Origin of the sequence: Helicobacter sp. 13S00401-1, assembly GCF_002272925.1 — a bacterium.
Classification (GTDB): Bacteria; Campylobacterota; Campylobacteria; order Campylobacterales; family Helicobacteraceae; genus Helicobacter_I.
The window spans coordinates 125,340-152,018 of record NZ_MLAR01000003.1 but is presented as its reverse complement, the minus strand read 5'-3'; the positions used below and the strand labels follow the sequence as shown (position 1 = coordinate 152,018).

Here is a 26,679-nt window from a genome sequence, read left to right as displayed (position 1 = left end):
TAACATGAATAGTATCAAAACAAGCCCATATCAACCTACAGAACTTCAAGTGCAAAATGTAGCTGATAATAGAGTTCGCATTAATGTTTTTCCTTTTGAGCAAGGTTATGCCATAACTTTTGCACATCCTATAAAAAGACTACTTTTATCTTGCTGTGCTGGTTATACAACTACTGCTATCAAGATAGAAGGTGTTGCGCATGAGTTTGATTCTGTGCGTGGTATAGTTGAGGACGTAGCACCTTTTATAGTAAATATTAAAAACTTAAAGTTTAAGATAAAAGGTGAGCAAGTAGATAGAATCGAAGTAGACTATGAGTTTGATGGAGCACTAACTTTGGTTGGAAAGCATCTTGATAATGATTTAGTTGAGATTATTAACAAAGATCTTCATCTTGCTACCATCAACAAAGATACCACTTTCAAGTTTAGCCTTGTAATCCAAAAAGGTATAGGTTATGTGCCTAGTGAGAACATAAGAGAAAGCACTCCTAGCGGTTTTATACCACTTGATGCCTTCTTTACACCTGTTAGGCTGGCAAATTACGAGATAGAAAACGTACTTGTAGAATCTGATCCTAACTTTGAGAGGATAGTTTTTGACATAGAAACTAATGGCCAGATAAGTCCAGTGGATGCTTTTAAAGAAGCTATCTCTACTATGCACTCACAGATGAAAGTTTTTGGTGCAGACTTAAGTTCAGAGCCAGTTAATAACTCTGCAGGTATAGAAAATAGTCCAGAGCTAAATGTTTTAATGTCTCCTATAGAGATACTAAATCTTGAGCATAGACCAAGTAACTGCTTGCAAAACAAAGGCATCAAATACGTTGGCGAACTAGTTTTGATGGATGAAGCAGAGCTTAAATCTATTAAGAACCTAGGTAAAAAATCTTATGATGAGATAGCACAAAAGCTTGCAGATATAGGTTTTGCTGTGGGAACAGAGCTACCTGCGACATTAGTTAACACATTAAATAAACGATTAAGTAAGCAAAAGTAAGGAAAAGACAATGAGACATAGACACGGTTATAGAAAGCTAGGAAGAACATCTTCTCATAGAAAAGCACTGCTTAAAAATCTTGCTATAGCTCTTATAAAGCATGGAAAGATTGAAACTGGTATTTTTAAAGCAAAAGAACTTCAAAGCTATATAGAAAAACTTATCACTCCAGCTAAAAATGCAGACTTTAACACCCATAGAGCAGTTTTTAGCGAGCTTCAAAATAAAGAAGCAACCAAAAAGCTTATAACTGAGGTAGCGCCAAACTATAAAGATAGAAATGGTGGTTATACAAGGATACAAAGAAGTCGCATTAGAAAAGGCGATGCTAGTACCTTAGCAGTTATAGAGTTAATATAATTTTATAAAAAGCCCTTTAGTTTCTTATGGAACTAGAAGGCTCTAATCTTTTTTTAGTTTTTCATCTAAGTTTTTACACACAAAAATATTTCAATCACCCTTTAAATATCATCTTTATATAAACTACTAAAGATAAGATTCTCAATATTAAGCCTTTATAGATATAAGAGTAGTTAAAAATAACGATTGTTATGTTTAGATGGCGCTAATTATGCTAAGATTTGCCAAGAAAGTGCATTTATGTAAAGGTTGTTTTAACTAGCTGAGTTTTTTTATCATGCAAGCTAGCTTGTAAGATCTTATAAAAAGTTTAAGGCTTCATGGAGATATAAAGCTAGGCGGGGACTTTCATAAAAACTTGTTTTACTAAGAAAAACTTAATCATAGTTTAGTTTTTTGTCGTCTTGGTAAAATATAATTAAGTCCAAGTCGCTTTTAACGCTAATGCATTTTAAGAAGATAAGGGAGAGCTAAATGGAAACTGCTCAGACTACAGCTATAAAAAAACCCAAGACGGAAAAATTTATCCCTAAAGGATTGCAACTTTTTAGAAAAAAACGTTATGTATGGTATGTGATTTTAACCATAGTGTTACTAGTCGCACCTTTTATAACCATAAATGGAATTCATATATTCCTACTTTCTTTTACCAGAGGTGAGTTGCATCTCTTTTTTGTAAACTTTAACTTCCAAGAGCTTTATGTCCTTCCGTTTTTAACCATATTGCTTTTTGTTGGTATATTTCTTATGACCACTATGGGAGGACGTGTATGGTGTGGGTGGGGTTGTCCACAGACTATTTTTAGAGTGATTTATAGGGATTTAATCCAGACTAAGATTTTACGTCTTAGAAAAAAGATCTCAAACAAACAACAACCTTTAGTATTAAACACAGCAAGCAAGAAGTTTCGCTACTTTTTAGGTCTAGTTATATTTTTTATAATCTCAGCCATTGCTAGTGCTGACTTTCTTTTTTACTTTGTAGCGCCAATTGATTTTTGGCATTCTATTTTAAACATAACTGATCACTTTGTCTTTTTAGGCTTTTGGATAGTTATAGGCTTGTTTTTATTTGTAGATGGCTGCTTTATAGCTGAAAATTTTTGCGTATATATATGTCCTTACGCCAGGGTTCAAAGCGTGCTTTATGATAATGACACCATTATGGCAATCTACAATGAAAATAGAGGTGGGGCAGTTTATATGCCTGATGGCAAGCCTAATAACTTCCAAGGTGGGAATGATCATGATTGCATAGACTGTTTGCGTTGTGTGCAGGTTTGTCCAGCTCATATAGATATAAGAAAGGGTATGCAGTTAGAGTGCGTAAACTGTCTTGAATGCGTTGATGCTTGTACCAATGTTATGGGACGTATGGGTAAAAAAAGTCTTGTAACTTGGAGCTCGCCTAATGCCATAGCTAAAAGCAATAAGATTAGATTCTTCCGTCCAAAAACTATAGGCTACATAGTAGTTTTAATCTTAATTGTAATAATTGCTATAGTCTTAGCCTTTAACAAGAAAGATACTTTATTAAACATTAATAGAACCCAAGAAACTTATGAGATAAGAAGAAGCGGTGCAGTTGATAATGCTTATAAGGTACTTATAGAAAATACAGATTCTAAACCACATAACTTTAAGATTAGAGTAGTTGGAGATTTAGGTAAAGATATCTATGTTATAAGCCCAAAAGATGATAGTTTTGAAGTAGCAGCCCAAGATTCTAGAATCATAGTTTTAGTACTAAGGACTAATAAAAATCTTTCACAAGAACAAGATGCTGACACTAAGCTTCCTATAAAAGTAGAAAGCTATGCGGTTGATGATCCAAAGATATCTATCATAAAAGATAGCATCTTTATGTATCCAACAACTGATAGGTTAAATAGAACTGTCAAAAAACTAAAAAAAGAAGACTACTAAAGTGAAGTTATCTCAAAGATTAAGGTGGTTATGAAGACTATTACTACTTGTGGATATGTAGGACTTATAGGCAGGCCTAATGCTGGTAAGTCCACCCTTTTAAACGCACTAGCTAATACGCCTTTAGCTCTAGTTTCAAAAAAGGCTAATGCTACAAGGAAGCGTTTGAATATGTTTTTGCAACATAGTGTTATTAAAGATAACGTAAAAATAGATTCTCAAATCATCTTTGTAGATACTCCAGGACTTCACCACAAAGAAAGACTACTAAATGAATACATGATGCAAGAGGCTTTAAAGGCTATATCAAGCAGTGATATTTGCATATTCATAAGCGTGGCCAGTAAAAAAGATGATGAAGTAAAACACTATAAAGACTTTTTAAAACTTTGCGATAAACCTCATATACTAGTTTTAAACAAGATGGATTTTTTAGATCAAAAAGACTTGCTTAATGACTTGCAAAGATATAGCAACCTTAGTTCAAACACTCTAGCTATAATTCCCCTTTCTGCCTCTAAACCAAACAAGGCTAGCAAAAACATAGAATCTTTACTTGATATCTTAAGCTTAAATCTCCCTGAAGGGCCCTTCCTTTATGACCCAGAAGATTTAAGCGATGCCACTATGAAAGACTTATATAAAGAAGCCATTAGAGAGTGCGTATTTGATAGGATGAGTGAAGAGATACCTTATGAAAGCGATGTTAGGGTGCTAAAGGTTGTAGAAAAAGATTCCTTAGAATCCATATTTGCCCAAATAGTTGTAAACAAAGAAACACAAAAGCAAATGGTCGTTGGGAAGGGTGCTAGTGCTATAAAAGATATATCTATAGCTGCTAGAAAAAAATGTGAGTTAATAGCTGGCAAAAAAGTCTATTTAAAATTAGACGTTGTAGTAGAAAAAGGTTGGGATAAGAATGAAAAAAATCTCAAAAGTTTTGGCTATAGCTTTGATTTGTAGTTTAATATAGTTTTGATTTAAGGAGATAATAGTGTTAAAGTTGTTAAAAGTTGGTTGTATAGCTCTAAGTCTTAGTTCGCTACTTAGTCTATCTATAGGGAATGCACTTAGTGCAAAGGATGCCCAAGTAAGCACAAGCGAGCAAGGAAGTGCAAATACAAGTGGAGTAAATACAAACACTGTAAAAGTAGGTAGTGCTAATCTTGATAAAGATGCATCAAATAAGCCTGCTATGGATACAAAAATAGATCTAAGTAGTCAGTTTACCCCACCTAATCCAAGTCCAACTAACACGACCAAAGGCACTGTAGATAAGACTGCTAACGTTACAGATGAGACGGGAGCTTCAAGTGCATCAAAAACTATGGATACATTTAAGAGTGTAAGCACACCTAAAGATAAAGTCTCGCAAACTAGTATGCCCAAAGTAGAAACTAATATAGAAGCTAAGATAGAGACTACCCCACTTCCAACTAGTCAAACTTCTTTACCTAAAGATGTAAAAGCTAATACTGCATCAAGCCAAAACAAATCAGAACAGGCTCTAGCAGATGCCATGACTAGTCTTTTAAAAACCTACAAAGAACATGGTATAGATAAGGTACAAAGCATACTAGATGGGTATCTAACTAGCAAAGATTTTTGGCTTAACTACCTACAAGGCTATGATGTAAACTTTGGCTATTATGAGAGTGTTAAGTATCTTTTTGTTGCTAATAAATCTATACCTAACCTAACTTTATATAAAGTTCAAGGTAAGGGTCTTGTGCAGCTAGATACTATAAATGCCCTAGTTGGAAAAGGCAAGGGCAATAAGATTAAAGAAGGGGATTTAGCTACACCTATAGGAGTTTATGACATCTTAGAAAAACTAACTGGGCTTAATCAGTACTATGGTCCACTAGCCCTAACTACTAGCTATCCTAACTCTTTTGATAAAGCTCTTAATAAAACAGGATATGGAATCTGGATACATGGACTTCCTTTAGATGGCCATAGAAAAAATGAGAAAACTAGAGGCTGCATAGCTATAGATAACAACATGCTAAGCAAGATGGATAAAAGTATAGATTTAAAACACTCTAAGCTTATAACTTATGAAGATGTATTTAAGCCAGCCTCAAAAGAAGATATAGCTACTTTGCTTGCTAACCTCTATAAGTGGAAAGATGTTTGGGAAAAAGGTGACTATAAAGACTATATCAACTTTTACTCACCAGATTTTATACGCTATGACAGAATGAAGTATCACGCCTTTGCAGAGTATAAAAAGAGGATCTTTGCTAAAAAGCAAGATAAACATATACATATAAGCAATATAGATATCTCTCCTTATCCAAACGACTTAGGGAAAAATATATTTCTTATAACTTTTAACCAAAACTATAAAGCCTTTCATAATGGCAAATTAAGCTTTACTAGTAATGGACGAAAAGAGCTTTATGTAGAGCTAAAAGATTCTAAGTTTAGTATATTAAGCGAGAAGTGATGGTCTTACTCATTGATAACTATGACTCTTTTACCTTCAATATCTATCAAGCTATAAAGAATCTTGGCTATGAAGTAGTAGTAAGAAGAAGTGATAAGCTAAGTTTAGATGAGATAAAAGCTCTTTCTCCAAGCCACATAGTGCTAGGCCCAGGTCCTAACTCTCCTAGTGAAGTACCATTTTGTACAACTGTTATCAATGAGTTAAAAGGAAAGTATCCCATACTTGGAATCTGCTTAGGCCATGAGTGCATCTTGCACGCCTTTGGAGTTCCTATAGTTAATGCAGATTCTATCTTGCATGGCAAGTTAAGCAGCCTTACTCATAGTAACAAAGGTCTTTTTGCCTCCTTGCCTCAAGGAGTAAATGTAGCAAGATATCACTCTTTAGTAGCTAAAGCTAAGGATATACCGGGATGTTTTGATATAGTCGCTACTAGTGAAGATGGCGAAGTTATGGCAGTTTCTCATAAAGACTATCCACTCTTAGGTCTTCAGTTCCACCCAGAATCTATAGGCACAGAGCTAGGTGAAAAGATGCTCATGAACTTTTTTAGTTACAAGCAAGATAGTCTTGATGTAAAAGCTATTTTAAAGAGACTTGTAAGTCTTAAAGACTTAGATTCTAAGAGTAGTTTTGAAGTGATGGAGGCTTTAACTGAAGGAAGGCTAAGTGATGCTGAAGTCTCTAGCATACTTACTAGCTATGCTATTAAAAAGCCTAGTGTTAGTGAGCTTACAAGCTTTGCACTCTCTCTTAAAGGCAAGGCTTTAAAGTTTGAGACAGATAAAAAAACTGACATAGTGTTTGATATAGTTGGAACTGGTGGAAGCACATATAAGACTTTTAACGTCTCTAGCACATCTAGTATCATCCTAGCTAGTATGGGAGTACCTGTTATAAAGCATGGTAATGTAGCAGTAACTAGCAAAAGTGGAAGTGCTGATGTTTTAAGTAAGCTAGGTATTGATATAAATATGGACTTAGAAACTAGTAAAAAATGTTTTAAAGACTTAAACCTAACCTTTCTTTTTGCCCCAAACTTTCATAGTGCCTTGCGCCATGTAAAAGCTGTGCGTAATACACTAGGCTTTAGAACTATCTTTAATCTTTTGGGTCCACTTTGTAACCCGGCTAATCCAACTCATATACTACTTGGTACTTCTGATGCTTCACTTTGTGAGATACTAGCTTTAACCCTTAAAAATCTTGGTGTAAAAAGAGCACTTGTTGTAAGTGGGGAAAGTGGTTATGATGAATTCAGCATTAGTGAAAAGACTAAGGTTAGTGAGTTAAAAGATGGCAAAGTTAGCACCTATATTTTTGACCCTAAGCTTGAGTTAGGTTTAGAGTATATAAGCTATGAGACTTTAAAAGGTGGTGATAGTACTTTAAATGCTAGGATTTTAAAAGATATCTTAGAATCTAAAAATGATGAGCTAACATTAGCTAGAACTAAGTTAGTAGCGCTAAATGTAGGTGCTAGCCTTTATATATGTGATAAAGCAAGAAGTATAAAAGAAGGCTATATCCAAGCCCTAGAGTATCTAAAAACTAAAAACTCCCTTGCTACACTAAAAGCTTTTATAGATCTAACTCATATTAAAAACTAAATATAAAAGAAGCCAAAAATGATAACTCACGTAAATGAAAACAATAATCCTCACATGGTAGATGTAGGTGATAAAAACATAACTAAAAGGGTGGCTATAGCCTCTGGTTGTATAAGTATGAATGATGCTGCTTATGATGCTTATATTAACAACACTGCTAAAAAAGGTCCAGTAGAGCAGTGTGCAGTAGTAGCTGGAGTTATGGCTGCTAAAAATACAAGCCATGCCATACCTATGTGTCATAACTTAAATCTAAACAATGTAGAAATACTCATAACCCCTAAAAGTAAGGGTGTGCTAGAAGTTCAAGCAAGTGTTGCTATGGAAGGTAAAACTGGTGTTGAGATGGAAGCACTCCACGCAGTAAGTATAAGTCTGCTTACAATTTATGACATGCTAAAAGCACTAGATAAAGGTATGAAGATAAGTGATATTAAACTTTTAGAAAAGCTTGGTGGCAAAAGCGGTGCCTATAAAGCAAAAATATAAGCTAGATTTCAAAAAATACTTGAATTAAAGTAATAAGATTCTAAACTATCTCTAGTTTCATATAAATATCTTATCTCAAAGGTCTTACGGTGAAGGCTAAGATTAAACCAACAAGTATCTTGTTAATCCTTATCATACTAATAAGTCTTAATCTTCGTGCGCCAGTAACTGGCGTTGGTCCTTTGATGGGCGATATCACAGATGTGCTTCACTCTAGTACGTTAGCAGGTCTTTTAGCAGGTATAGTCTTAGTTCTTTTTGGTTTTGGATCATTAGTAGCTTTAAGATTTAATTATATAAAGATGATCTTTTTAGCCATTGTTTGTTGTTTTGTAGGGCTAGTTATAAGGTCTTATGGTGTTGATATTTTTAGTGGATTTGGCAGTTTTGGAATCTATCTTTTTATAGGGACTTTTTTAGTAGGTCTTGGTATAGCAGTACAAAACGTTTTAGTTCCAGTTTTGATTAAAAAGTTTTTTGCTAAAAAGTTAGGGCTTATTACAGGGCTTTATGGCTCAGCCTTATGTATCTCAGCCTTCCTAGGAGCAAGTATAAGCCTTCCTATAAGTCATGTCCTCGACTTTAAGGCAGCCCTTGCTGTGTGGGCGATCTTAGCTTTTATAGTTTTACTAGCTTGGATACCTATGTTAAAGCATGGAAGATGGCGTGCAAAGTTTATCTTGAAAAAGAAAAAAAGCACCATTAATCTTTATGCTAACTTTGAAGTTTGGGTGATAGTGTTTTTTATGGGCTTACAAAGTCTTTTATTTTACACTTTTGCTTCGTGGTATCCTCTTATACTTCAAAGCAAGGGCGTAAGTCTTAGCACGTCTGCAAACATAAACTCTTTGATGCAGTTTTTTGCCATCTTTTCAGCCTTTTTAGTTCCTCGTCTAACTGCTAGAGTTAGACCACCAGCTAGGAAGATTGTAGTTATCATAGTTGCCCTTTGCTATTTGGTAGCAGGACTGATGCTTTTTATCCCAAGTAGCAGTCTTACTTTAGATGTTATTATGACTTTTATAGTGTCTATACCAGTAGGAGGAGGCTTTAGCCTAGGCTTACTTTTTATAGCCTTAAGCGCTAAAGATGTCCCTACTAGTCTTTTTCTTTCAGGCTTTGCACAATTTGGAGGCTATCTTATAGCAGCTACTGGACCTTTTATAGTTGGCTTTTTAAATGATCTTTTCCATTCCTTTGTGCCAGGTATCATATTTATTTGTATTTGTAGTTTAGTCTTGACGCTTTTAGGACTTAGGATTACCAAGATTAAAAGGATATAACATGCGTTTTGGAAAGATAGAGTATTTAAACTTAGCACCTTTTGATGTTTTTTCTAAAAGATATGGTGCAAGTTCTAGTTTTAAAAAGATTTTATCCTTGCACACTAACTACCCTTCAAAGCTAAATCATGAGTTTTTATTTAGACGTATTGATGCAGGCTTTATCTCTTCAGTAGTAGCAAGACCATCTCACTTCAAAGTTAAGCCCTTAGGGCTTGGCATCATCACAGAAGGTGAGGTGTGGAGTGTTTTATGCTTAGAGAGGGAGGCTAAAAGTGACTATCAGTCAGCTACTTCTAATGCATTATGCAAAGTTTTAGGGTTAGAAGGTGAGGTGTTAATAGGCGATAGGGCTTTAAGATACTATCATGAGAACAAAGAGTGTGACTTTATAGATATGGGCAAGGCGTGGCTAGATAAAAAAAGGCTACCTTTTGTCTATGGTAGACTTTGTTGTAATGCAAATGAAGGCTTTTATAACAAGATGGCTAAAGCTTTTGCTAGGAATCCTAAAATCTTTATACCTAGTTACATTATGGATGTTTATGCTAAACGACTAGGATTAAAGCCTAAGTTTATGAGGGCATACTTAGATAATCTTTACTATGTTATAGGCAAAAAAGAAGCCCTAGGCTTAAGTAGGTTTTATAGAGACTTAAGGCTAAAAAGGATTAAGCCTGTAAAAAGATATTAGAATAAGACTTTTTAAGTTAGGAAATGGAGTTATGATGAAAAAGATTTTAGTTTTAGTGGCAGCCATTGGTGGTTTAGCTTTTTTTAGCAACTTGAGTGCTGCTAACTTAGATGAGGCTAATAAGGCCTATCAAGCAAAAGACTATGAAAAAGCACTTAGCCTTTATACTGCAGCTTGTGATGCTAATGATGCTAAGGCTTGTTCAAGTCTAGGTTATATGTATCAAAGTGGCAAAGGCGTTAAATCTGATTTGGGTTTATCTAAAAAGTTTTATCAAAAAGCTTGTGATGCTGGAGATGGTAGCGCTTGTAATAGCACTAAGTGGTAGTTTTGCTAGCTTAATATGCACCAGGTTTTATATAAGGTAGCTTGTATAGTAAGCTAAAGTAAAAGCTTTGTAGAATCTAATATTTTATATTTCATGCCTAGGCTAGTTTAAGTGCTTTAAGGCTTTAAAGCACAATCACAATAAGTGCTTTTAAACTATATCCTTTTATCACTGCTACTGCATAGGTCTTCTAAAAAGCAAAGTGTGCAAAGAGGAGTTCTAGCTTTGCAGATATGTCTTCCAAAAAGTACTAGTCCTTGATGCAAAGAGTTTAGATTAGTTTTAAATATAGCACTAAGTTCTTTTTCTGTTTCTATTGGAGTTTTTGCATCACTTAGGCCTAGTCTATGAGATACTCTAAAGACGTGGGTATCAACAGCCATAAAGTTTTGGTTTAAAAACTCACCTAATACTACATTAGCACTTTTTTGTCCAACACCACTAAGACTTATAAGTTCTTTTTGAGTGGTTGGTATCTTACCATCAAAGTTTTGTTCTACTTCTTGTGCCATCTCTTTTAGATATCTTGCTTTGTTGTTAAAAAAGTTGATGCTCTTTATAAGCTCTTTTATAGAATCTATATCTGCTCTAGCTAGTTCTTTTGTGCTTGGATAGACCTTAAAAAACTTAGGTGTAACTAAATTTACTCGCTCATCAGTACACTGGGCTGAAAGCATAACTGCTACTAGTAGCTCGTAGATATTTGTATGATTAAGCGCAGTTGTGGCATCTTTGTAGTGTTCTAAGATTCTAGACTTTATCAAAAGTATACGCTCTTTCTTGCCTATCTTTTTAGAAATTGGGTTAGTTTGGGCTAGTACTTCTACTACTTCTTTACTTTGGGTTTTTTCTTTCACTATCTAACTTTATATTTCTTTCTATCACTTTTTTACTTTATCTTAAACTTAGGCGTTATCTACAGCCTCTCCAACAACTTCTTCTATGTAGATTATCTTAGCTTCAGATCTACGCAGAGCTACTTGCATACCATCTATATAAACAGAGTAGGTTTGTTTTAGTGAGGTTTCAAAAGCTGGAGTTACAACAGTACCTTCATAAACTCCTAGGCTCATGAAGCGGTTTATTAACTCTTGGTTTTTTGTGTCGATTTTGTCGATTTTGTAGTATTTTCCGTGCACTGCGTTTATTAAAGTCATGTTAGCTCCTTACTGTCAAGCTCTTAATGAAAAGTGTATTATAAGAAATGATTTCCATTCTTATAAAAGAGTATTTTATTTAAGAAATAATTGTCATTCTTAACTAAGAAAGATGACAGGTAGCATTCTATAACAAAAGCTTTAAAAAATTTACGATTATTAGTTTTTTACCTTTAGTTTTTAAGCTTAAAAGTTACACAAAAGTGTTTTATGTTACAATGAAAGTTAAGAAAAAAGCTTGAGATTTTAAGGTTGTTAGATGCAATTCAATTCACACTTAGAGGACTTGCCAGTTTATGAGGCGGGTAAGCCTACGTCACTACTTATGCGTGAGTTTGGTATAGATGAAAAAGATATTATAAAACTAGGTAGTAATGAAAACCCTTTTGGCACCTCAAGCAAGGTACAAGAGGTGTTAAAAGAGCAGGCTAAGTTTGCTAGTGTGTATCCTGATGATTCTTACTATGAGTTAAAAAATGCCCTAAGTTTGCATCACAATGTAGAATCTAAAAACATCATCATAGGTTCTGGTAGTGATCAAATCATAGAGTATGCATTACATTCAAAGTGTGATAAAGATTCTAAGGTTTTAATGGCGAGGTACACCTTTGCTATGTATGAGATATACACCAAGCAAATAGGCGCTAAAGTAGTAAAGACTAATAGCTTTTTATATGACTTAAATGAGATGCTAGATATAAGCATAAAAGAAAAGATAGATGTTATGTTTATATGCACTCCTAATAACCCCTTAGGAGATACTCAGACTAAAGAGGATATTTTTTCTTTTCTTGATAGAGTTAGTAAAGATACTTTAGTTGTTATAGATGGTGCTTATATGGAGTATGCTGCAGCTTTTGATAAGAAGTATGAGATAAAACCAAAAGATATATTAAAGTATGAAAATGTACTTTATCTAGGTACTTTTAGCAAGGCCTATGGTCTAGGTGGTATGCGAGTAGGCTATGGCATAGCAAATGAAAAAATTATCTCTTTACTTCATAAGCTTAGGGCCCCTTTTAATATCACAACTTTGAGTTTACAAGCAGCCATCACTGCTTTAGAAGATAAGGCTTTTTTAAAAGAAGTTTTAGAATCTAATGTAAAAGAGATGAAAGTTTATGAAAGCTTTGCAGAGGCTAACTCGCTTGAGTACATAAAAAGTTATGCGAATTTTATAACCTTTAACTTACAAGTAGATTCTACAAAGGTTGCTGATAGTTTATTACGCAAAGGCATTATAATTAGGAACTTGAAAAGCTATAATTTGAACTCTTTACGCTTTACTATTGGCACTGCCAGTCAGAACATTAAAGTTTTGGATTGCTTTAAAGATGCTTTACACGATAGGATTTAGGGGAGGCCTTTAGTTGGACTTTAAAGCTATATTTGCTCAAATTAGCAATTTAATCAAAAAGCTGAACAAAAAGCAAAAAATTGCAATATTAATAACTGTAATTGTTATAGTTGCATTTCTTGCTTACCTTATAGTCTCTTCCATAGGTTCTGGAGAGAAAAAAGGTAGTGTAGATGGCTACTCTGTGCTTTTTGAAGGCATGACTCCAAGTGATAGCGCGCTAGTTTTGCAGTACCTTCAAAAAAAGCAAATCCCTTATAAACTACCTGATGATAAAACTATACTTGTACCAAAAGATAAGGTTTATGAAGAAAGGATAGCCTTGGCAAGTCAAGGTCTACCAAAAGATAGTAGAGTAGGTTTTGAGATCTTTGATAATAAGGACTTTGGTAGCACAGAAGGCGAGCAAAAGATAAAGTTTTTAAGGGCTATGGAAGGAGAACTTTCTAGAACTATAGAATCTTTAGCGCCTATATCTAGTGCAAACGTTAAGATAGCTTTACCAGAAGATACTGTCTTTGTAAGTCGTGCGGCCCTCCCTACAGCTTCAGTGGTGCTAGCATTAAAACCTAACATGGTCTTAAGCCCAAAACAAATCTTTGGTATAAAAAATCTAGTTGCTGCAAGTGTAAGTAAACTAACTCCTGATAATGTAAAAGTAGTAGATGAAAACGGTGATCCACTAGGTGAGGATGATGATCTTTCAACTACTAGGGAAAAAGCTCTAGCTCAGCTTAAGTACAAGCAAAACTATGAAAGAGATATGGAATCTAAAATCATAAGCATCATTTCTCCTATAGTTGGTGGTAACCATAAAGTAGTAGCTAAGGTTAATGCAGACTTTGACTTCTCTCAAAAAAATAGCACCCAAGAAACCTTTGATCCAAATAACGTTATAAGAAGTCAACAAAACTTAGAAGAAAAAAGAACTGGTCCTGCACCTAAGCAAGTAGGTGGTGTGCCTGGTGCTGTGAGTAACATAGGCCCCGTGCAAGGCCTCGATGATAATGGCCAAGAAAAATATGAAAAAAACCAAGATACTACAAACTATGAAGTAGGAAAAACAGTAAGTGAGATAAAAGGTGAGTATGGAACACTTACTCGCTTAAGTGCTGCTGTAGTAGTAGATGGCAAGTATCAAGAAAGCGATAGTAATGGAGTTATAAAGTATGTTTATCATCCACTAGGTGAAAAAGAGTTAGCTCAGATTAATGCACTTGTAAAACAAGCCATAGGCTACAACCAAGCTCGTGGCGATGAAGTAACCGTTGGTAACTTTGAGTTTAACCCACTTGCTTCAAAACAAGTAGTACTTAGCGGTTATGAAAGAACTACCCAGGCTATACAAAAATACCTTGGCCCTTTCATGCCTCTACTAAGATATGTGATAGTTATCATCATCCTCTTTTTCTTCTACAAAAAAGTTATTGCACCATTTGCAGAGCGTATGCTTGAAGTGCATGAAGAAGAAGAGGATAAGACTGAGAGTATATTTGATTATGAAGAAGATGAAGACGCACTAAACCGTGCTAATGAGATGCGTAAGAAAGTAGAAGAGCAACTTGGTATAGGAGAGGGCTTTAATGAAGATGCGGTTAAATATGATGTCTTATTAGAAAAACTAAAAGATGCTATGAGAGAAAAACCAGATGAGGTTGCAAGTCTTTTTCAAGCTCTTATAAAAGATGAAATTGAGATAAAATAAGTTAATTTTCTCTAGTTGACTTTTTAAAGGAGAGTTGTGAAATGGCGACTAATTTAAACGCAAAGCAAAAAGCACAGTATGATGAGTTGTCCATGTCTGAAAAGATAGCAATCTTACTCATACAAGTTGGTGAAGAGATAACTAGTGAGATATTTCACAATTTAGATCTAGATTCCATAACTGAGATAAGCAAGCAGATAATGCAGCTTGGTGGTACTGATAAGGCTGTAGGTGGTGCAGTTTTAGAAGAGTTTTATACCATACTGCAATCTAACCAGTATATAAACTCTGGTGGTATAGACTATGCAAGAGAGCTTTTAACTAGAACTTTAGGTGCAGACATTGCAAAAAAGATACTAGATAAACTAGCTAAAACTATGCAGAGCACTAAAAACTTTGGCTATCTTGATAAGGTTAAACCTCAACAACTTGCTGACTTTATAGTTAATGAGCACCCTCAGACTATAGCCTTAATCTTGGCGCATATGGATTCTGGTGGGGCGGCTGAAACACTAGGCTACTTTACAGATGAGATGAAAGCTGAGATATCTATAAGGATGGCTAATCTTGGCGATATCTCTCCTTCAGTAGTTAAAAGAGTATCAGCTGTCTTAGAACAACAAGTAGAATCTCTAACTAGTTATAAAGTAGAAGTTGGTGGGCCTCGTGCTGTTGCTGAGATGTTTAACCGTATGGGTCAAAAGACATCTAAAGCTACACTAGCTCAGATAGAACAAAGAGATAAGCAACTTGCTAATGACATTAAAGAGATGATGTTTACCTTTGAAGATATTTCTAAACTTGATAAGAGTGCTATACTTGAGATACTAAAAGTTGTAGACAAAAAAGAGCTAGCCCTAGCTTTAAAAACCTCTCCAGATAGTTTAAAACAAAAGTTTATGGATAACATGAGTTCGCGTGCAAGCGAACAGTTTGCAGAAGAGATACAGTTTTTAGGAGCTGTAAAGGTAAGGGATATAGAAGCCGCACAAAGAAAGATCATCGAAGCAGTACAAAGTCTCTCAGAACAAGGGCTAATCCAGATAGGAGAAGAAGAAGATGTTGTCAACTAAGCAAAATCTCATACAAAAAGAGGATATGCAAGACCATAGAGTAGAAAAGTATGAGTTTAAGTCTATAAGTCCTATGACACCATCTTCACCAAATGAGACTGTTACTTTAGATGAGGCCCAAACACCTGAAGTTATCACTACTACTGATTCTAAACAAGAAAAACCAGCTTTTGCATCATCCCTAGAAAAAGAGCTAATAGATAGGCTTTTGCAAAAAAGCGATGAGTTAAGCACTAGGCTTGCTAGTATGGAGATACAAGCACAAAAGGCTGAAGAAAACTATGAAAAAGCTAGTCAAGAGAGTTATAAAAGAGGTATAGAAGAAGGTAAAAATATAGCTAAGGTTGAGCTAGAACATACTATAAATATGGAAAAAGAAAAGATAGTTAACTCCATAGTGGCCTTAGAAGATACTTTAAAAGCCTCTCAAACTCATATAGTTGAACTAGAAAAAGAACTAAGTTCTATAGCCATAGATATGGCAAAAGAAGTTATTATAAAAGAGATAGATGAAAGTTCACAAAAAGTAGCACTAGAGCTTGCAAAGTACTTGCTTGGTAGTATCATGGATGCAACTCATGTAGTGATAAAGGTTAATCCAACTGATTATGTCTACTTAAAAGAGCATTTGAAGAATCTAGAAAAAGTTCAGCTCGAAGCAGATAATGCTATCTCAAGAGGAGGCGTTGTAATATCATCTAATCTTGGAAGTCTTGATGGAAATATCATGTCAAGATATAAGGTGCTTAAGCAGTCAGTGCTGGATAATCTAAAAGCATAAGGATGATACTACATGGAAGAAAGAGATATATTAGCACAGACTAATACCTCTAAAGAGACTATGCCTTTAGATATCTCCAAAGAAGTTAAAACTAAAGACTTAAAAACAAATAAGCTTGTAGTTGACATGCTTAATAATATAGATATATCAGATGAGCTAAAAGATGCAGATATCGCCAGTTTAGAAGACTTAAGCGCAGCCATAAGACATAGAATCTTAGAAGTGGTTAGTAAAAATGGCGGCCATCTAAGCTCAACTCTTGGTGCAGTTGAGTTAATAGTAGGGATGCATGCAGTTTTTGACTGCTCTAAAAGTCCTTTTATCTATGATGTAAGTCATCAAACCTATGCACATAAATTACTAACTGGACGTTATAAAGAGTTTGAAACCCTAAGAAGCTTTAATGGTATAAGTGGTTTTACTAGCCCTTTTGAAAGCCCTAAAGACTACTTTATAGCAGGCCATAGTTCAACCTCTATATCCTTAGGCGTTGGCGTTGCTAAGGCTAGGGAGTTAGAAAACAATCCTAACAAGCCAGTAGTTTTAGTAGGCGATGGTGCCATGAGTGCGGGGCTAATCTATGAAGCTATAAATGAGTTAGGGGATAGAAAGTATCCTATGATAATTATCTTAAATGATAATGAGATGAGCATAGCTAAGCCTATAGGAGCTATCTCTAGAATCTTATCAACTAGTATAGCTAGCCCCTTTTATCAATCTTTTAGAGAAAAGATTAAAAAGATACTAACTAAAGTGCCCCAAAGTGCAGCTTACATTGCTAATAGATTTGAAGATGGGTTTAAGCTTATCACTCCGGGGATTTTATTTGAAGAGTTAGGACTAAACTACATAGGCCCTATAGATGGTCATAATATTAAAGAAGTAATATCAACTTTAAAAGTAGCTAGCACACTTAATAAGCCAGTTATAATCCACGCACAAACTATCAAAGGCAAAGGCTATAAGATAGCTGAAGGAAGGCACGAAAAGTGGCATGGCGTCGGGCCTTTTGATATAGTCACAGGTAAAAGCTTAAGCGTTAAAAAAGCACTTTCTCCAACTGATGTTTTTAGTCAAAGTTTAATAGAGCTTGCAAGAAAAGATTCTAAAGTTGTAGGAGTAAGTGCTGCCATGCCTAATGGCACTGGTCTTGCTAGCTTGCTAGAAGAGTTTCCAAATCGCTTCTTTGATGTAGCTATAGCTGAGCAACACGCCGTAACCTCTATGGCATCTTTTGCAAAAGAAGGATTTAAGCCTTATGTTGCAATCTATTCTACTTTTTTACAAAGGGCTTATGATCAGATAGTGCATGATGTTTGTATCATGAGTTTGCCAGTTAGGTTTTGTATAGATAGAGCTGGGATAGTAGGAGAAGATGGAGAAACCCATCAAGGCTTGCTTGATGTGGCCTATCTAAGAAGCCTTCCTAATATGATACTAGTTGCCCCACGAAGTTTAGAATCCTTAAAAGAAGTTGTTAGCTTTTCGTGCACGGTTAATAACGCCCCTTTTGCCTTTAGATATCCAAGGGGAAGTTTTGCCTTGCAAGATGACTTATTTATAAAAGATTATGCAGCTTGTTTGGAATCTAAAAAAGCTCAAAGCTTAGTAAAAAACACAGATTCTAAAATCTTACTAGTAGGCTATGGCAATGGCGTAGGCAGGGCTTTAAAAGTAAAAGACTCCTTAAAAGAAAAAGACATAATTGTAGATGTGATGGACTTAGTGTATCTAAAGCCACTTGATAAAGAAAGCTTGCTAGAAGCATTTAAAAACTATGAGTATATAGTAGTACTAAGTGATAGTTATAAATTAGGTGGAGTTGGAAGTGCATTAAACGAGCTTCAAAGCGAACTTTTATTAGAAGGCAAGTTAACAAAGGCTAAGATAGTAAGTCTTGAAGTAGATGATATCTTTGTAAAACACGGCGCTACTAGCTTAGTTGAAAGATCAATTGGGCTTGATACTGCCTCTCTAGGTGAGAAGATTTTAAATTTAACAAATATTAAAGGAGCATAAATGGGTATAGATCCTAGCAAACAAAAAGCATTAGAGTTAGCTATAAAGCAAGTTGATAAAGCCTTTGGAAAAGGCATGCTAATAAGACTAGGAGATAAGCAAGTAGAAAAGATAGATTCCATACCTACGGGGTCTTTAGGAGTTGATCTAGCCCTTGGTATAGGGGGGATTCCAAAGGGGCGTATTATAGAAGTTTATGGGCCTGAAAGTAGTGGTAAGACTACCTTAAGCCTTCAGATAATCGCTGAGTGCCAAAGACAAGGAGGCATATGTGCTTTTATAGATGCTGAACACGCCCTTGATGTCTACTATGCTAAAAACCTAGGCGTTGATACTGAAAACTTATATATCACCCAACCAGATAATGGCGAGCAAGCCTTAGAGATACTAGAAACTTTAACTAGAAGTGGCGCTATAGATTTAATAGTAGTAGATAGCGTTGCTGCCCTTACTCCTAAGGCTGAGATTGATGGAGATATGGGAGATCAGCACGTAGGCCTTCAAGCTAGACTTATGAGCCATGCTTTAAGAAAGATAGCTGGGGCCTTGTCTAAGATGAACACAACTCTAATCTTTATCAATCAAATAAGGATGAAAATAGGCATGATGGGCTATGGAAGTCCAGAAACCACAACTGGTGGGAATGCCTTAAAATTTTATGCAAGTGTGCGTATAGATATAAGGCGTATAGCTAGCCTTAAGCAAGCTGAGCAAGTCATAGGCAACAGAGTAAAAGTAAAAATCGTTAAAAACAAAGTCGCCCCACCTTTTAGAGAAGCTGAGTTTGATATCATGTTTGGTCAAGGGATAAGCAAGCAAGGCGAGATTATAGATTACGGTATAAAGCTTGATATCATAGATAAAAGTGGCGCTTGGCTAAGTTATGGCGATAGAAAGATAGGGCAAGGAAGGGAAAACGCAAAGCTTTTCTTAAAAGATAACCCAGACATAGCTAATGAAATAGAAAATAAGATAAAAGAGCAAATTGGCATGAGTGATGAGATACTACCTTTGCCAGATGAGCCAACTGATGAAGAAAGCTAGGCTGTAATTTTTCACTTCAAGATAGCATCTTGTGTTATCTAGGCTTTATCCATCACGTACTAGCCTTCTTTTGCAAGGCTAGAGATAAATAGGCATCTAAAAATCTCATAAATATTATAAAGATTTGTATTTTTATAAAAAGATTGCGTGATGATTTAATATTTAGATTCCATATTTACTTCTAGAGATTGCAGCATCATCTACATAATCCTTAAAATATAACTAAACATAAAACTTGTAAAAAACTTATACTTATTATCTTCATAAAAAGCATTCTTAGAGCTAGTCTTTGCAGTCAAAGATAGGCTAAGGTTTTTTAATATCTTATCTCTTAACATTCCCATCTAAGTAGGTATTTTAATATTATGAAGCTAAAAAAGTTGCTATACTGTATAGCCATGGCGTATATTATAAAAGCTATAGAGAGTAAAGCTAGATAAAAGGAGGCAAGATGTCAAGCCCAAAACCCCCATCAAACTTGAACGTTTTTCATCAACCTAGGGCTTTTTACCTTATCTTTTCCATAGAGTTGTGGGAGCGTTTTGGTTACTATGGGCTACAAGCCATTATGGCTGTTTATCTAGTAAGGCAGATTGGCTTATCAGAAGCGGCCTCTATAACTCTTTTTTCTTCATTTGCTGCATTAGTTTATGGCCTAGTTGCCATTGGTGGTTGGCTTGGAGATAAGGTGCTTGGTACAAAGAGGGTTATACTTTTAGGAGCTATAATCTTAGGTATAGGCTACGCACTAGTGGCCTACTCGGGGCACAATGCTAATATAATCTATGTAGGCATGGCAACTATTGCTATTGGTAATGGCCTTTTTAAAGCTAACCCTTCAGCCCTGCTATCAACTTGTTATAAAAAAGATGATCCGCGTCTTGATGGCGCTTTTACGATGTATTACATGTCTATTAATATAGGCTCATTTCTCTCCATGCTAGCAACTCCTGTGCTTGCAAACCACTATGGTTGGAGTGTTGCTTTTTCTTTAAGTGTAGTTGGCATGCTATTAGCCATCATTAACTTTCTTTTCTTAAAGCGTTGGGTTAAAGACTATGGCTCTAAACCAGACTTTGAACCTATCAATCTTTACAAGCTTGGGCTTACTATCATAGGCATTATAGTTTTAATCGCTATTGCAACTTGGCTTTTACACTATCAACACATAGCACGCATAGTTTTAGGGCTAATCGCCATAGTTGTGATTATAATCTTTGCTAAAGAGACTTTTTCCTTGCATGGTGTAGCTAGAAAAAAGATGATACTAGCTTTTATCTTGATGATAGAATCTCTTATCTTTTTTGTACTCTATGCTCAGATGCCAACTTCACTAAACTTCTTTGCTGTGCATAATGTCTCACACTCTATTTTAGGAATCCACTTTCAACCTGAGCAATACCAAGCGCTAAATCCTTTTTGGATAATCATAGCTAGCCCTATACTTGCCATCATGTATAACAAGTTAGGTGACACGCTACCTATAACCATGAAGTTTGCTATAGGCATGGTGCTTTGTGCCTTAGCTTTTTTGATACTTCCTCTTGGCACAAAGTTTGCAAACCACTTAGGCATAGTGTCTTCAAGCTGGCTTGTGCTTAGCTATCTTTTTCAAAGCGTAGGGGAGCTTATGATATCAGGTCTTGGACTTGCCATGGTAGCCCAGCTTGTGCCAGAAAGGCTTATGGGCTTTATCATGGGGGCTTACTTTCTAACTTCAGCTGGGGCAAATATAGTTGGTGGTTATGTAGCTAGCATGATGGCTGTGCCAGAGCATGTTAGTGATGCTTTGGTGTCTTTAAAGATATATGGCCATGTATTTTTGCAAATTGGCATAGTCACAGCAGTTATAGCAGTTATCATGCTTATAAGCGCTCCTAAGCTTAACTCCATGATGCAAGATAAAATTGAAAATGCTTAAATCTAGTAGCTTTAAAAATCTAAAAGAGGCTTTTTAAAACTTAGACTTTAGAATCTAAAACTTAAAAAAGCCTTTTTACATATAATAACTATAAAAAAGATTCCATAACCTTAAGGGCGAAAACATGCGTAATATTTTATTTTGTGGGACACCGAAGTTTGCTAAAGATGTCTTAGAGCTTTTAAGTAAAAGGTACAACATAGTTGGCGTATTAACCCAGCAAGATAAAGGAGTGGGGCGTAAAAGAGTACTAACTCCTCCTCCTGTAAAAGAGTATGCTTTAAGTTTAGGCATTAAAACCTTTCAGCCAGCTAATCTAAAGTCGCCTAACTTAGAGATAGTCATGGAATCTTTAAGCCACTTAGAGATTGATATAGTAGTAGTTGTAGCCTATGGTCAGATACTGCCTAAAAGCTTTATAGATACTTTTACTTGCATTAACTTACATGGGTCTTTGCTTCCAAGTTATAGGGGCGCTTCACCTATGCAGCAGATGATATTAAGTGATGATAAAGAGTATGGCCTAAGTGTTATAAGGATGGATTATGGGCTTGATAGTGGGGATATCTTAGGGACTTGGAGTGTACAAAGAAGTGAAGTAAAAGACTTTAACTTAGAGATGCTTTTTAATCTCTTTGCTAAAGAAGGCAGCAAGCTTTTAAGTGAGGTTATAGATAATATAGATTTTATAACTCCTATAAAACAAGATGAGACTAAGGCTACTTACTGTAAAAAGATAGCTAAAAGTGATGGTCTAGTAGACTTTGAAGATGCTTCTAATATCTATAAAAGATATCTTGCTTTTTTTATATGGCCTGGGGTGTTTTTAGAATCTAATCTTAAGCTTCATGATGTGAGTTTAAAAGAGCTAGATTCTATAAATGAAGCTGGAGTTATACTTGAAATGCTAGGCACTAGCATAGTTGTAGGCTGCAAAAAAGGAAGTCTTATCATAGGGTCTTTAACGCCAGATTCCAAAAGTAAGATGTTAGCAAGTAGTTACTTGCAGTCTAAAAAGCTAAAAGTAGGAGATAAGTTAGTTTAAACTAAAAGCCTTTTAGTTTTCTGCTTTAAGATTTAAAAGTGTTATCTCTCTAGTAGCAAAAAGTCTCATAGGCGCTCCCCACTGACCAGTTCCTACGCTTATATATACAAACTTACCTTTTGCATACTCATGAAGCCCTCTAACATAGGGTTGCTGCAAGGGCACAAGGAAGTTAAAAGGAAAGATCTGTCCGCCATGAGTGTGCCCAGAGACTACTAAGTCTACTTTCTTGTCACCTACTAGTCTTATAGCCTTTGGTTGATGGGCAAGTAGTATGGTTGGATAAGATGGATTAGCAAACTCTAAGGCCTTATCAAGATTAGGGGCTAGGTCACTTTTTGGATCTACCTTATATCTAGCACTAGACATATCTGAGATACCAGCGATATTAAGCCTTGCGTCATCAAGGGTAACTTCAGAGTTCATAAGTACTTTAAAGTCCATATCACTAAAGGCTCTTACTATGTTGTTAATATCATAGTGATATTCATGATTCCCTAATACGTAATAGATTCCAAGTGGGGCGTTTAAGCCTTTAAGCTTGCTAGCAGAATCTTTAGCATTTACATAGTAGGCATCTATGATGTCTCCTACTAAAAAGACTAAGTCTGGCTTTAGTTGATTAACCTCACTAACTATCTTTTCTACTTCAGCTGGCTTTACTAGCTTTGTTATGTGTAAGTCAGCTATAACTGCTACTTTTAAATCTTGCTTTAAACCATGAAGTTTGATGGTTTGCGCGCTTACAACAGGAAGCCTATATCCTTCATAAAAGCTAACTATGGTAGCAAGTATGGCTATAACTATTAAGATAGTGGCGATGTAGGGGCTTAGAGAGTAATAGTAGTAGTAACCAAAGGCTACTCTAACTATAAGCATGATAATTATACATACTATGCTTACTACTAAAAAAATCCACATGATGCCTATACTGGAAGCAAAGAGTGTATTTAGCCATGAGCTTAGTCTTATATTAGACCCAACAAAGTTGGCTATTAAAAATATGGCATTTAAAGCTATAAGCACTTTAAATACTTGCCTAAGTGGTGCATAAACCCCAGCGTATCTAAATAATGCAAAGTAGATAAAGATGTGTAAGATCACAGCTACACATACAAAGATTATTTTAAAAAACAAGTTTTACCTTCTCTCAACTATTTTTATAAAGCCCTTACTAGGATAGATTGATATCGCATATCCTTTTTACACTTCCTTTAAACGCTATCTTTTCGCCAACTTTAAAAACGCTAAGTTTTTCACCACTTGGTGGTATTAATGTTTTAGTTTCTTTAGACTTTAGCAAGGAGTAAACCGCACAAGCCCCTGTCCCACAAGCTAGCGTTATAGCTTCAACCCCTCTTTCAAAGGTTGCATAAAGCACATCTACTTTAGATTCTAAAAAGGCAATGTTAACATTAGCATCATACTTTTTTCTTAATCGGCTTAAAAAGTTAAGGTCATTTTTAAGCCTTAAAAACTCTTCTTTACTGCTTGCAAAGTGCACAAGATGAGGTATATTCATAAGTACTAAAGTAAAGTTTAAACCTTCTTCTTGATGAGTGCTTAAAACCTTAGCTTCACCAAGTGTTGAACTAACTTCTAGAATATTTGCTTTTAAGCCTTCTTTTAGGAAAACTTCTACTTCTATCACTCCAGCCCCACTTAAAAAACTATGTTTTAAATCTGCTAGGCCATTTAGTACAGCATAAAATGCAACACACCTTGAAGCATTCCCACACATGTTAGCTTTTGAGCCATCATCATTATAAAACTCCCATTTATAGCTTACTTCTTTAGAATCTGGTGGGAGTAAAACTACTAGGCCATCAGCCCCTATGCCAAAGTGTCTATCACAAAGACTTTTTGCTAGAGCACTTCTATCTTCTGAGATAAAGCTATGAAAGATTAAAAAGTCATTTCCACTAGCACTGTACTTGCTAAGCTGCAAAACTATCTCCTATTAAAAAAGCCGATTTAAACGTTAGATATTATTATAATACCTTAACTAAAAAGTGAGATTCTATGCAAAACCTTATAAAAATCATATCCATGCTAACACTAGCCTTGCTTACTAGCCTAGAGGCAGATAACTTTATGAGTAAAAATCTCCCTCCTAATCCAAACTTAAAAAATGAAAAAGAGGTTTACTTTGTAGTTTCAAACATCATCCCTTTATCTAATAACTTCTTAGTAGATACCCCACAAGGAAGACTACTTCATCTTTCAAAAGGTATTTTAAGCACCTTAGAAAACTACCCAAGTGCTAAAACACAAAAGATTTATGATATGGATGGGAAATCAACTGCTGTAGAATCTAGCAATCAAGAAATAAAGCTTTATAGAAACACTCAAAGACCTTCAGACCTCTATGCTAGAATCTCTCCTAACACCTTCTTGGTCTCAAGACTAAGTGGCGAGTTTTATGTAATAACTCCCATGCCAAAAAGTCTAAAAAACTGCAATCTATTACTAACTAGGACTTTTGAAGGGAAAAGACAACAAAAACATGCCCTACTTTTAGACCTAGATAGCCTACCTGATGATATAGGACCTGCAAGACTAGAAGTTCAGTGTCCAAGGTAAAAGATATAAAAAGATAAAATATCAAAAAAACTATTACAACATAAAGGATAAGAATGTGTGGAATAATAGGCTACATAGGCGATAAAGAAAAAAAAAGCATTATCTTAGAAGGCCTAAAAGACCTTGAGTATAGAGGCTATGATAGTGCCGGGCTTTCAGTACTTAAAGATAATGAGCTAATAGTTTATAAAGCAGTTGGAAAACTTAGCAATCTAGAACAAAAAGCTAAAGACTTTCACTCAGAGGGCTTTGGAGTTGCCATAGGCCATACAAGATGGGCAACACACGGAAAACCTACAGAGCTTAACGCCCACCCCCACACAGCAGGCTTTAGTAACGTCGTTCATAATGGCATCATAGAAAACTACGCTGAACTAAAAGAAGACTTGATAAAAAAAGGACATGGCTTTGTAAGTCAAACTGACACTGAAGTTATAGTGCATCTTTTTGAAGAAAACTTAAAGCTTCATGACCCTATGGTAGCTTTTATCAAAACTATAAAAGAGTTAAAAGGAGCTTATGCCATACTACTTATAACTAAGGCTAGTCCAGATTCTATTTTTTATGCAAAAAATGCAAGCCCTTTAGTCATAGGTGAGGGCAGGGAGGATGATATCTACTTTGCAAGTTCAGATTCTCCTCTTATAGGCAAGGTAGATAGAGTTGTTTACTTACAAGATGGTGATATAGGAGAGATGAAGCTTGGTGGGTTTGGAAGCTTAAAAGATATAAAACCCTTAAGTGGAAGCAAAGAAAGCTCGCAAAAAGAAGGCTTTAGATTCTATATGGAAAAAGAGATTTATGAGCAAGAAAAAGTACTGCTAGAGTGCATGCTTGGGAGAGTTGGTGAAGATAGCATCAATCTAGAAGAGATAGATTCTAAGTTGCTAGAAGGCATAGATTCTATAAGGATATGTGCTTGTGGGACTAGTTATCATGCAGGCTTAGTTGGCCAGTACTTAATAGAGCGTAAAGCTAGGATTAAAGCAAGCACAGAGATAGCAAGTGAGTTTAGGTACGCAAAGCCTATAGTGTGTAAAAATGAGCTTTTTGTAGTCATAAGTCAAAGTGGCGAAACAGCTGATACCTTAGAGGCTTTAAAGCTAGCTAAGGATAAAGGGCTTAAAACTCTAAGTATATGTAATGTTGATAATAGCTCCATAGTTAGGCTAAGTGATGCTTGTCTTTTAACTAGGGCTGGCATAGAAAAAGGAGTAGCAAGCACTAAGGCCTTTGCAACTCAAGTTATGGTGCTTTGGATGCTAAGTGTTTATCTAGGCTTAAAGAAAGGAAATATAGATAAAAAAGGACTAAAAAGTGAGATAAAAGCTATGCTAGGCTGTATAAAAGCAACTCATGTAGAATCTAAAATGCACGAGAGGTTAAAACGTCTAAGTAAACGTTACTTGCATGGACATGGATTCTTTTTTATAGGAAGAGATGTATTTTACCCTTTAGCACTAGAAGGGGCCTTAAAACTAAAAGAGATAAGCTATCTTCATGCCCAAGGATATCCAAGTGGGGAAATGAAGCATGGTCCTATAGCCCTAGCTGATAGTTTACTGTTTACCCTAGCCTTAATCCCAAAAAATCTACTTTATGACAAAGTTAAAAGCAATGTAGAAGAATTAGCAGCTAGAGATTCTACTATCTGTGCTTTAAGTCCACTAGAGTTTGAGCTAGCTGATGACTTAGTGCTTATACCTCAGTTTAAAAGCTATATGGAGGAGTTTTTTTCCATGATGGTTTGTTTGCAACTTTTGGCCTTAGAGATAGCTGTAAGACTGGGTAATGACGTGGATATGCCAAGAAATCTCGCAAAAAGTGTAACTGTAGAGTAAGGAT

At 35.5% G+C, this 26,679-nt stretch carries 24 protein-coding genes; 20 read left to right on the top strand and 4 right to left on the bottom strand.

Annotation, left to right across the window (positions count from 1 at the left end; translation table 11 throughout):
* Positions 1 to 4: 4 nt before the first annotated feature.
* From BKH43_RS03030 to BKH43_RS02985, 10 genes are all read left to right on the top strand, one after another.
* Complete coding sequence (locus BKH43_RS03030; protein WP_095228419.1) at positions 5 to 1,003, top strand: DNA-directed RNA polymerase subunit alpha; 999 nt, start codon at positions 5 to 7, stop codon at positions 1,001 to 1,003.
* A gap of 10 nt (positions 1,004 to 1,013) precedes the next feature.
* Positions 1,014 to 1,364, top strand: coding sequence for a 50S ribosomal protein L17 (rplQ, locus tag BKH43_RS03025; protein WP_095228417.1), 351 nt, complete (start codon positions 1,014 to 1,016; stop codon positions 1,362 to 1,364).
* A 474-nt stretch (positions 1,365 to 1,838) separates the two neighbouring features.
* Positions 1,839 to 3,290 (top strand): cytochrome c oxidase accessory protein CcoG, encoded by a 1,452-nt coding sequence (gene ccoG / locus BKH43_RS03020; protein ID WP_095228415.1) that lies wholly within the window; start codon positions 1,839 to 1,841, stop codon positions 3,288 to 3,290.
* A gap of 30 nt (positions 3,291 to 3,320) precedes the next feature.
* The gene (era, locus tag BKH43_RS03015; protein ID WP_095228413.1) at positions 3,321 to 4,253 is read left to right on the top strand and encodes a GTPase Era; all 933 of its coding nucleotides are present in this window, start codon (positions 3,321 to 3,323) and stop codon (positions 4,251 to 4,253) included.
* 31 nt (positions 4,254 to 4,284) lie between these two features.
* Positions 4,285 to 5,742 carry a L,D-transpeptidase family protein gene (locus BKH43_RS08650; protein ID WP_253248029.1) on the top strand — a complete coding sequence of 486 codons (1,458 nt, stop codon included), beginning with the start codon at positions 4,285 to 4,287 and terminating at the stop codon, positions 5,740 to 5,742.
* A complete protein-coding gene (trpD, locus tag BKH43_RS03005) occupies positions 5,742 to 7,355 on the top strand; it encodes an anthranilate phosphoribosyltransferase (protein WP_095228410.1) in 1,614 nt (537 codons plus the stop codon). Before BKH43_RS08650 ends, trpD begins: the two co-directional genes overlap by 1 nt.
* Before the next feature lie 18 nt (positions 7,356 to 7,373).
* The gene (gene moaC, locus BKH43_RS03000; RefSeq protein ID WP_095228408.1) at positions 7,374 to 7,844 is read left to right on the top strand and encodes a cyclic pyranopterin monophosphate synthase MoaC; all 471 of its coding nucleotides are present in this window, start codon (positions 7,374 to 7,376) and stop codon (positions 7,842 to 7,844) included.
* Positions 7,845 to 7,933: 89 nt separating this feature from the next.
* Entirely contained in the window at positions 7,934 to 9,127 is a 1,194-nt protein-coding gene (locus tag BKH43_RS02995) for an MFS transporter (protein WP_095228406.1), read from the top strand.
* Position 9,128: 1 nt separating this feature from the next.
* Positions 9,129 to 9,821, top strand: coding sequence for an MqnA/MqnD/SBP family protein (locus BKH43_RS02990; protein ID WP_095228404.1), 693 nt, complete (start codon positions 9,129 to 9,131; stop codon positions 9,819 to 9,821).
* 34 nt (positions 9,822 to 9,855) lie between these two features.
* The gene (locus tag BKH43_RS02985) at positions 9,856 to 10,149 is read left to right on the top strand and encodes an SEL1-like repeat protein (protein WP_095228402.1); all 294 of its coding nucleotides are present in this window, start codon (positions 9,856 to 9,858) and stop codon (positions 10,147 to 10,149) included.
* A 155-nt stretch (positions 10,150 to 10,304) separates the two neighbouring features.
* Here BKH43_RS02985 and nth read toward each other — a convergent pair whose 3' ends face one another.
* Positions 10,305 to 10,937 (bottom strand): endonuclease III, encoded by a 633-nt coding sequence (gene nth, locus BKH43_RS02980; RefSeq protein WP_172402299.1) that lies wholly within the window; start codon positions 10,935 to 10,937, stop codon positions 10,305 to 10,307.
* Between the two features lie 117 nt (positions 10,938 to 11,054).
* Positions 11,055 to 11,306, bottom strand: a complete 252-nt coding sequence (locus tag BKH43_RS02975; RefSeq protein ID WP_095228400.1) for a FeoA family protein — start codon at positions 11,304 to 11,306, stop codon at positions 11,055 to 11,057.
* Positions 11,307 to 11,565: 259 nt separating this feature from the next.
* Between BKH43_RS02975 and hisC the strand changes: the two genes are divergently transcribed.
* The 8 genes from hisC (at position 11,566) to BKH43_RS02935 (ending at position 22,251) form a co-directional block, all read left to right on the top strand.
* Complete coding sequence (hisC, locus tag BKH43_RS02970) at positions 11,566 to 12,663, top strand: histidinol-phosphate transaminase (RefSeq protein ID WP_095228398.1); 1,098 nt, start codon at positions 11,566 to 11,568, stop codon at positions 12,661 to 12,663.
* A gap of 13 nt (positions 12,664 to 12,676) precedes the next feature.
* Positions 12,677 to 14,368: a flagellar basal-body MS-ring/collar protein FliF gene (gene fliF / locus BKH43_RS02965; protein ID WP_095228396.1), complete on the top strand. Its 1,692-nt coding sequence runs from the start codon at positions 12,677 to 12,679 to the stop codon at positions 14,366 to 14,368.
* 41 nt (positions 14,369 to 14,409) lie between these two features.
* Positions 14,410 to 15,441: a flagellar motor switch protein FliG gene (gene fliG / locus BKH43_RS02960; RefSeq protein ID WP_095228394.1), complete on the top strand. Its 1,032-nt coding sequence runs from the start codon at positions 14,410 to 14,412 to the stop codon at positions 15,439 to 15,441.
* A complete protein-coding gene (gene fliH, locus BKH43_RS02955; RefSeq protein WP_095228390.1) occupies positions 15,428 to 16,222 on the top strand; it encodes a flagellar assembly protein FliH in 795 nt (264 codons plus the stop codon). Before fliG ends, fliH begins: the two co-directional genes overlap by 14 nt.
* A 126-nt stretch (positions 16,223 to 16,348) precedes the next feature.
* Positions 16,349 to 18,241: a 1-deoxy-D-xylulose-5-phosphate synthase gene (gene dxs, locus BKH43_RS02950; RefSeq protein ID WP_253248031.1), complete on the top strand. Its 1,893-nt coding sequence runs from the start codon at positions 16,349 to 16,351 to the stop codon at positions 18,239 to 18,241.
* Positions 18,242 to 19,285 (top strand): recombinase RecA, encoded by a 1,044-nt coding sequence (gene recA / locus BKH43_RS02945; RefSeq protein WP_095228388.1) that lies wholly within the window; start codon positions 18,242 to 18,244, stop codon positions 19,283 to 19,285. It begins immediately after the preceding gene.
* A 451-nt stretch (positions 19,286 to 19,736) separates the two neighbouring features.
* Positions 19,737 to 21,206: a dipeptide/tripeptide permease DtpA gene (gene dtpA / locus BKH43_RS02940; RefSeq protein WP_095228386.1), complete on the top strand. Its 1,470-nt coding sequence runs from the start codon at positions 19,737 to 19,739 to the stop codon at positions 21,204 to 21,206.
* A 124-nt stretch (positions 21,207 to 21,330) separates the two neighbouring features.
* On the top strand, positions 21,331 to 22,251 hold the full coding sequence (locus BKH43_RS02935) for a methionyl-tRNA formyltransferase (RefSeq protein WP_095228383.1): 921 nt from the start codon (positions 21,331 to 21,333) through the stop codon (positions 22,249 to 22,251).
* Positions 22,252 to 22,263: 12 nt separating this feature from the next.
* Here the strand turns inward: BKH43_RS02935 and BKH43_RS02930 are convergent, their stop codons facing one another.
* Both BKH43_RS02930 and dapF read right to left on the bottom strand, forming a co-directional pair.
* Entirely contained in the window at positions 22,264 to 23,388 is a 1,125-nt protein-coding gene (locus BKH43_RS02930) for a metallophosphoesterase (RefSeq protein ID WP_095228381.1), read from the bottom strand.
* Positions 23,389 to 23,425: 37 nt separating this feature from the next.
* Positions 23,426 to 24,199, bottom strand: a complete 774-nt coding sequence (gene dapF, locus BKH43_RS02925; RefSeq protein WP_095228379.1) for a diaminopimelate epimerase — start codon at positions 24,197 to 24,199, stop codon at positions 23,426 to 23,428.
* A 74-nt stretch (positions 24,200 to 24,273) separates the two neighbouring features.
* Between dapF and BKH43_RS02920 the strand changes: the two genes are divergently transcribed.
* Together BKH43_RS02920 and glmS are read left to right on the top strand one after the other, a co-directional pair.
* The gene (locus BKH43_RS02920) at positions 24,274 to 24,834 is read left to right on the top strand and encodes a hypothetical protein (RefSeq protein WP_095228376.1); all 561 of its coding nucleotides are present in this window, start codon (positions 24,274 to 24,276) and stop codon (positions 24,832 to 24,834) included.
* A 53-nt stretch (positions 24,835 to 24,887) separates the two neighbouring features.
* Positions 24,888 to 26,675 (top strand): glutamine--fructose-6-phosphate transaminase (isomerizing), encoded by a 1,788-nt coding sequence (gene glmS, locus BKH43_RS02915; RefSeq protein WP_095228374.1) that lies wholly within the window; start codon positions 24,888 to 24,890, stop codon positions 26,673 to 26,675.
* Positions 26,676 to 26,679 lie beyond the last annotated feature (4 nt).

Excerpts from the sequence above, each read along its gene's own strand:
- BKH43_RS03030 (WP_095228419.1), top strand. The coding sequence starts at position 5 with ATGAATAGTATCAAAACAAGCCCATATCAACCTACAGAACTTCAAGTG.
- rplQ (WP_095228417.1), top strand. The coding sequence starts at position 1,014 with ATGAGACATAGACACGGTTATAGAAAGCTAGGAAGAACATCTTCTCAT.
- ccoG (WP_095228415.1), top strand. The coding sequence starts at position 1,839 with ATGGAAACTGCTCAGACTACAGCTATAAAAAAACCCAAGACGGAAAAA.
- era (WP_095228413.1), top strand. The coding sequence starts at position 3,321 with ATGAAGACTATTACTACTTGTGGATATGTAGGACTTATAGGCAGGCCT.
- trpD (WP_095228410.1), top strand. The coding sequence starts at position 5,742 with ATGGTCTTACTCATTGATAACTATGACTCTTTTACCTTCAATATCTAT.
- moaC (WP_095228408.1), top strand. The coding sequence starts at position 7,374 with ATGATAACTCACGTAAATGAAAACAATAATCCTCACATGGTAGATGTA.
- BKH43_RS02990 (WP_095228404.1), top strand. The coding sequence starts at position 9,129 with ATGCGTTTTGGAAAGATAGAGTATTTAAACTTAGCACCTTTTGATGTT.
- BKH43_RS02985 (WP_095228402.1), top strand. The coding sequence starts at position 9,856 with ATGAAAAAGATTTTAGTTTTAGTGGCAGCCATTGGTGGTTTAGCTTTT.
- BKH43_RS02975 (WP_095228400.1), bottom strand. The coding sequence starts at position 11,306 with ATGACTTTAATAAACGCAGTGCACGGAAAATACTACAAAATCGACAAA.
- hisC (WP_095228398.1), top strand. The coding sequence starts at position 11,566 with ATGCAATTCAATTCACACTTAGAGGACTTGCCAGTTTATGAGGCGGGT.
- fliG (WP_095228394.1), top strand. The coding sequence starts at position 14,410 with ATGGCGACTAATTTAAACGCAAAGCAAAAAGCACAGTATGATGAGTTG.
- fliH (WP_095228390.1), top strand. The coding sequence starts at position 15,428 with ATGTTGTCAACTAAGCAAAATCTCATACAAAAAGAGGATATGCAAGAC.
- dxs (WP_253248031.1), top strand. The coding sequence starts at position 16,349 with ATGCTTAATAATATAGATATATCAGATGAGCTAAAAGATGCAGATATC.
- recA (WP_095228388.1), top strand. The coding sequence starts at position 18,242 with ATGGGTATAGATCCTAGCAAACAAAAAGCATTAGAGTTAGCTATAAAG.
- dtpA (WP_095228386.1), top strand. The coding sequence starts at position 19,737 with ATGTCAAGCCCAAAACCCCCATCAAACTTGAACGTTTTTCATCAACCT.
- BKH43_RS02935 (WP_095228383.1), top strand. The coding sequence starts at position 21,331 with ATGCGTAATATTTTATTTTGTGGGACACCGAAGTTTGCTAAAGATGTC.
- BKH43_RS02920 (WP_095228376.1), top strand. The coding sequence starts at position 24,274 with ATGCAAAACCTTATAAAAATCATATCCATGCTAACACTAGCCTTGCTT.
- glmS (WP_095228374.1), top strand. The coding sequence starts at position 24,888 with ATGTGTGGAATAATAGGCTACATAGGCGATAAAGAAAAAAAAAGCATT.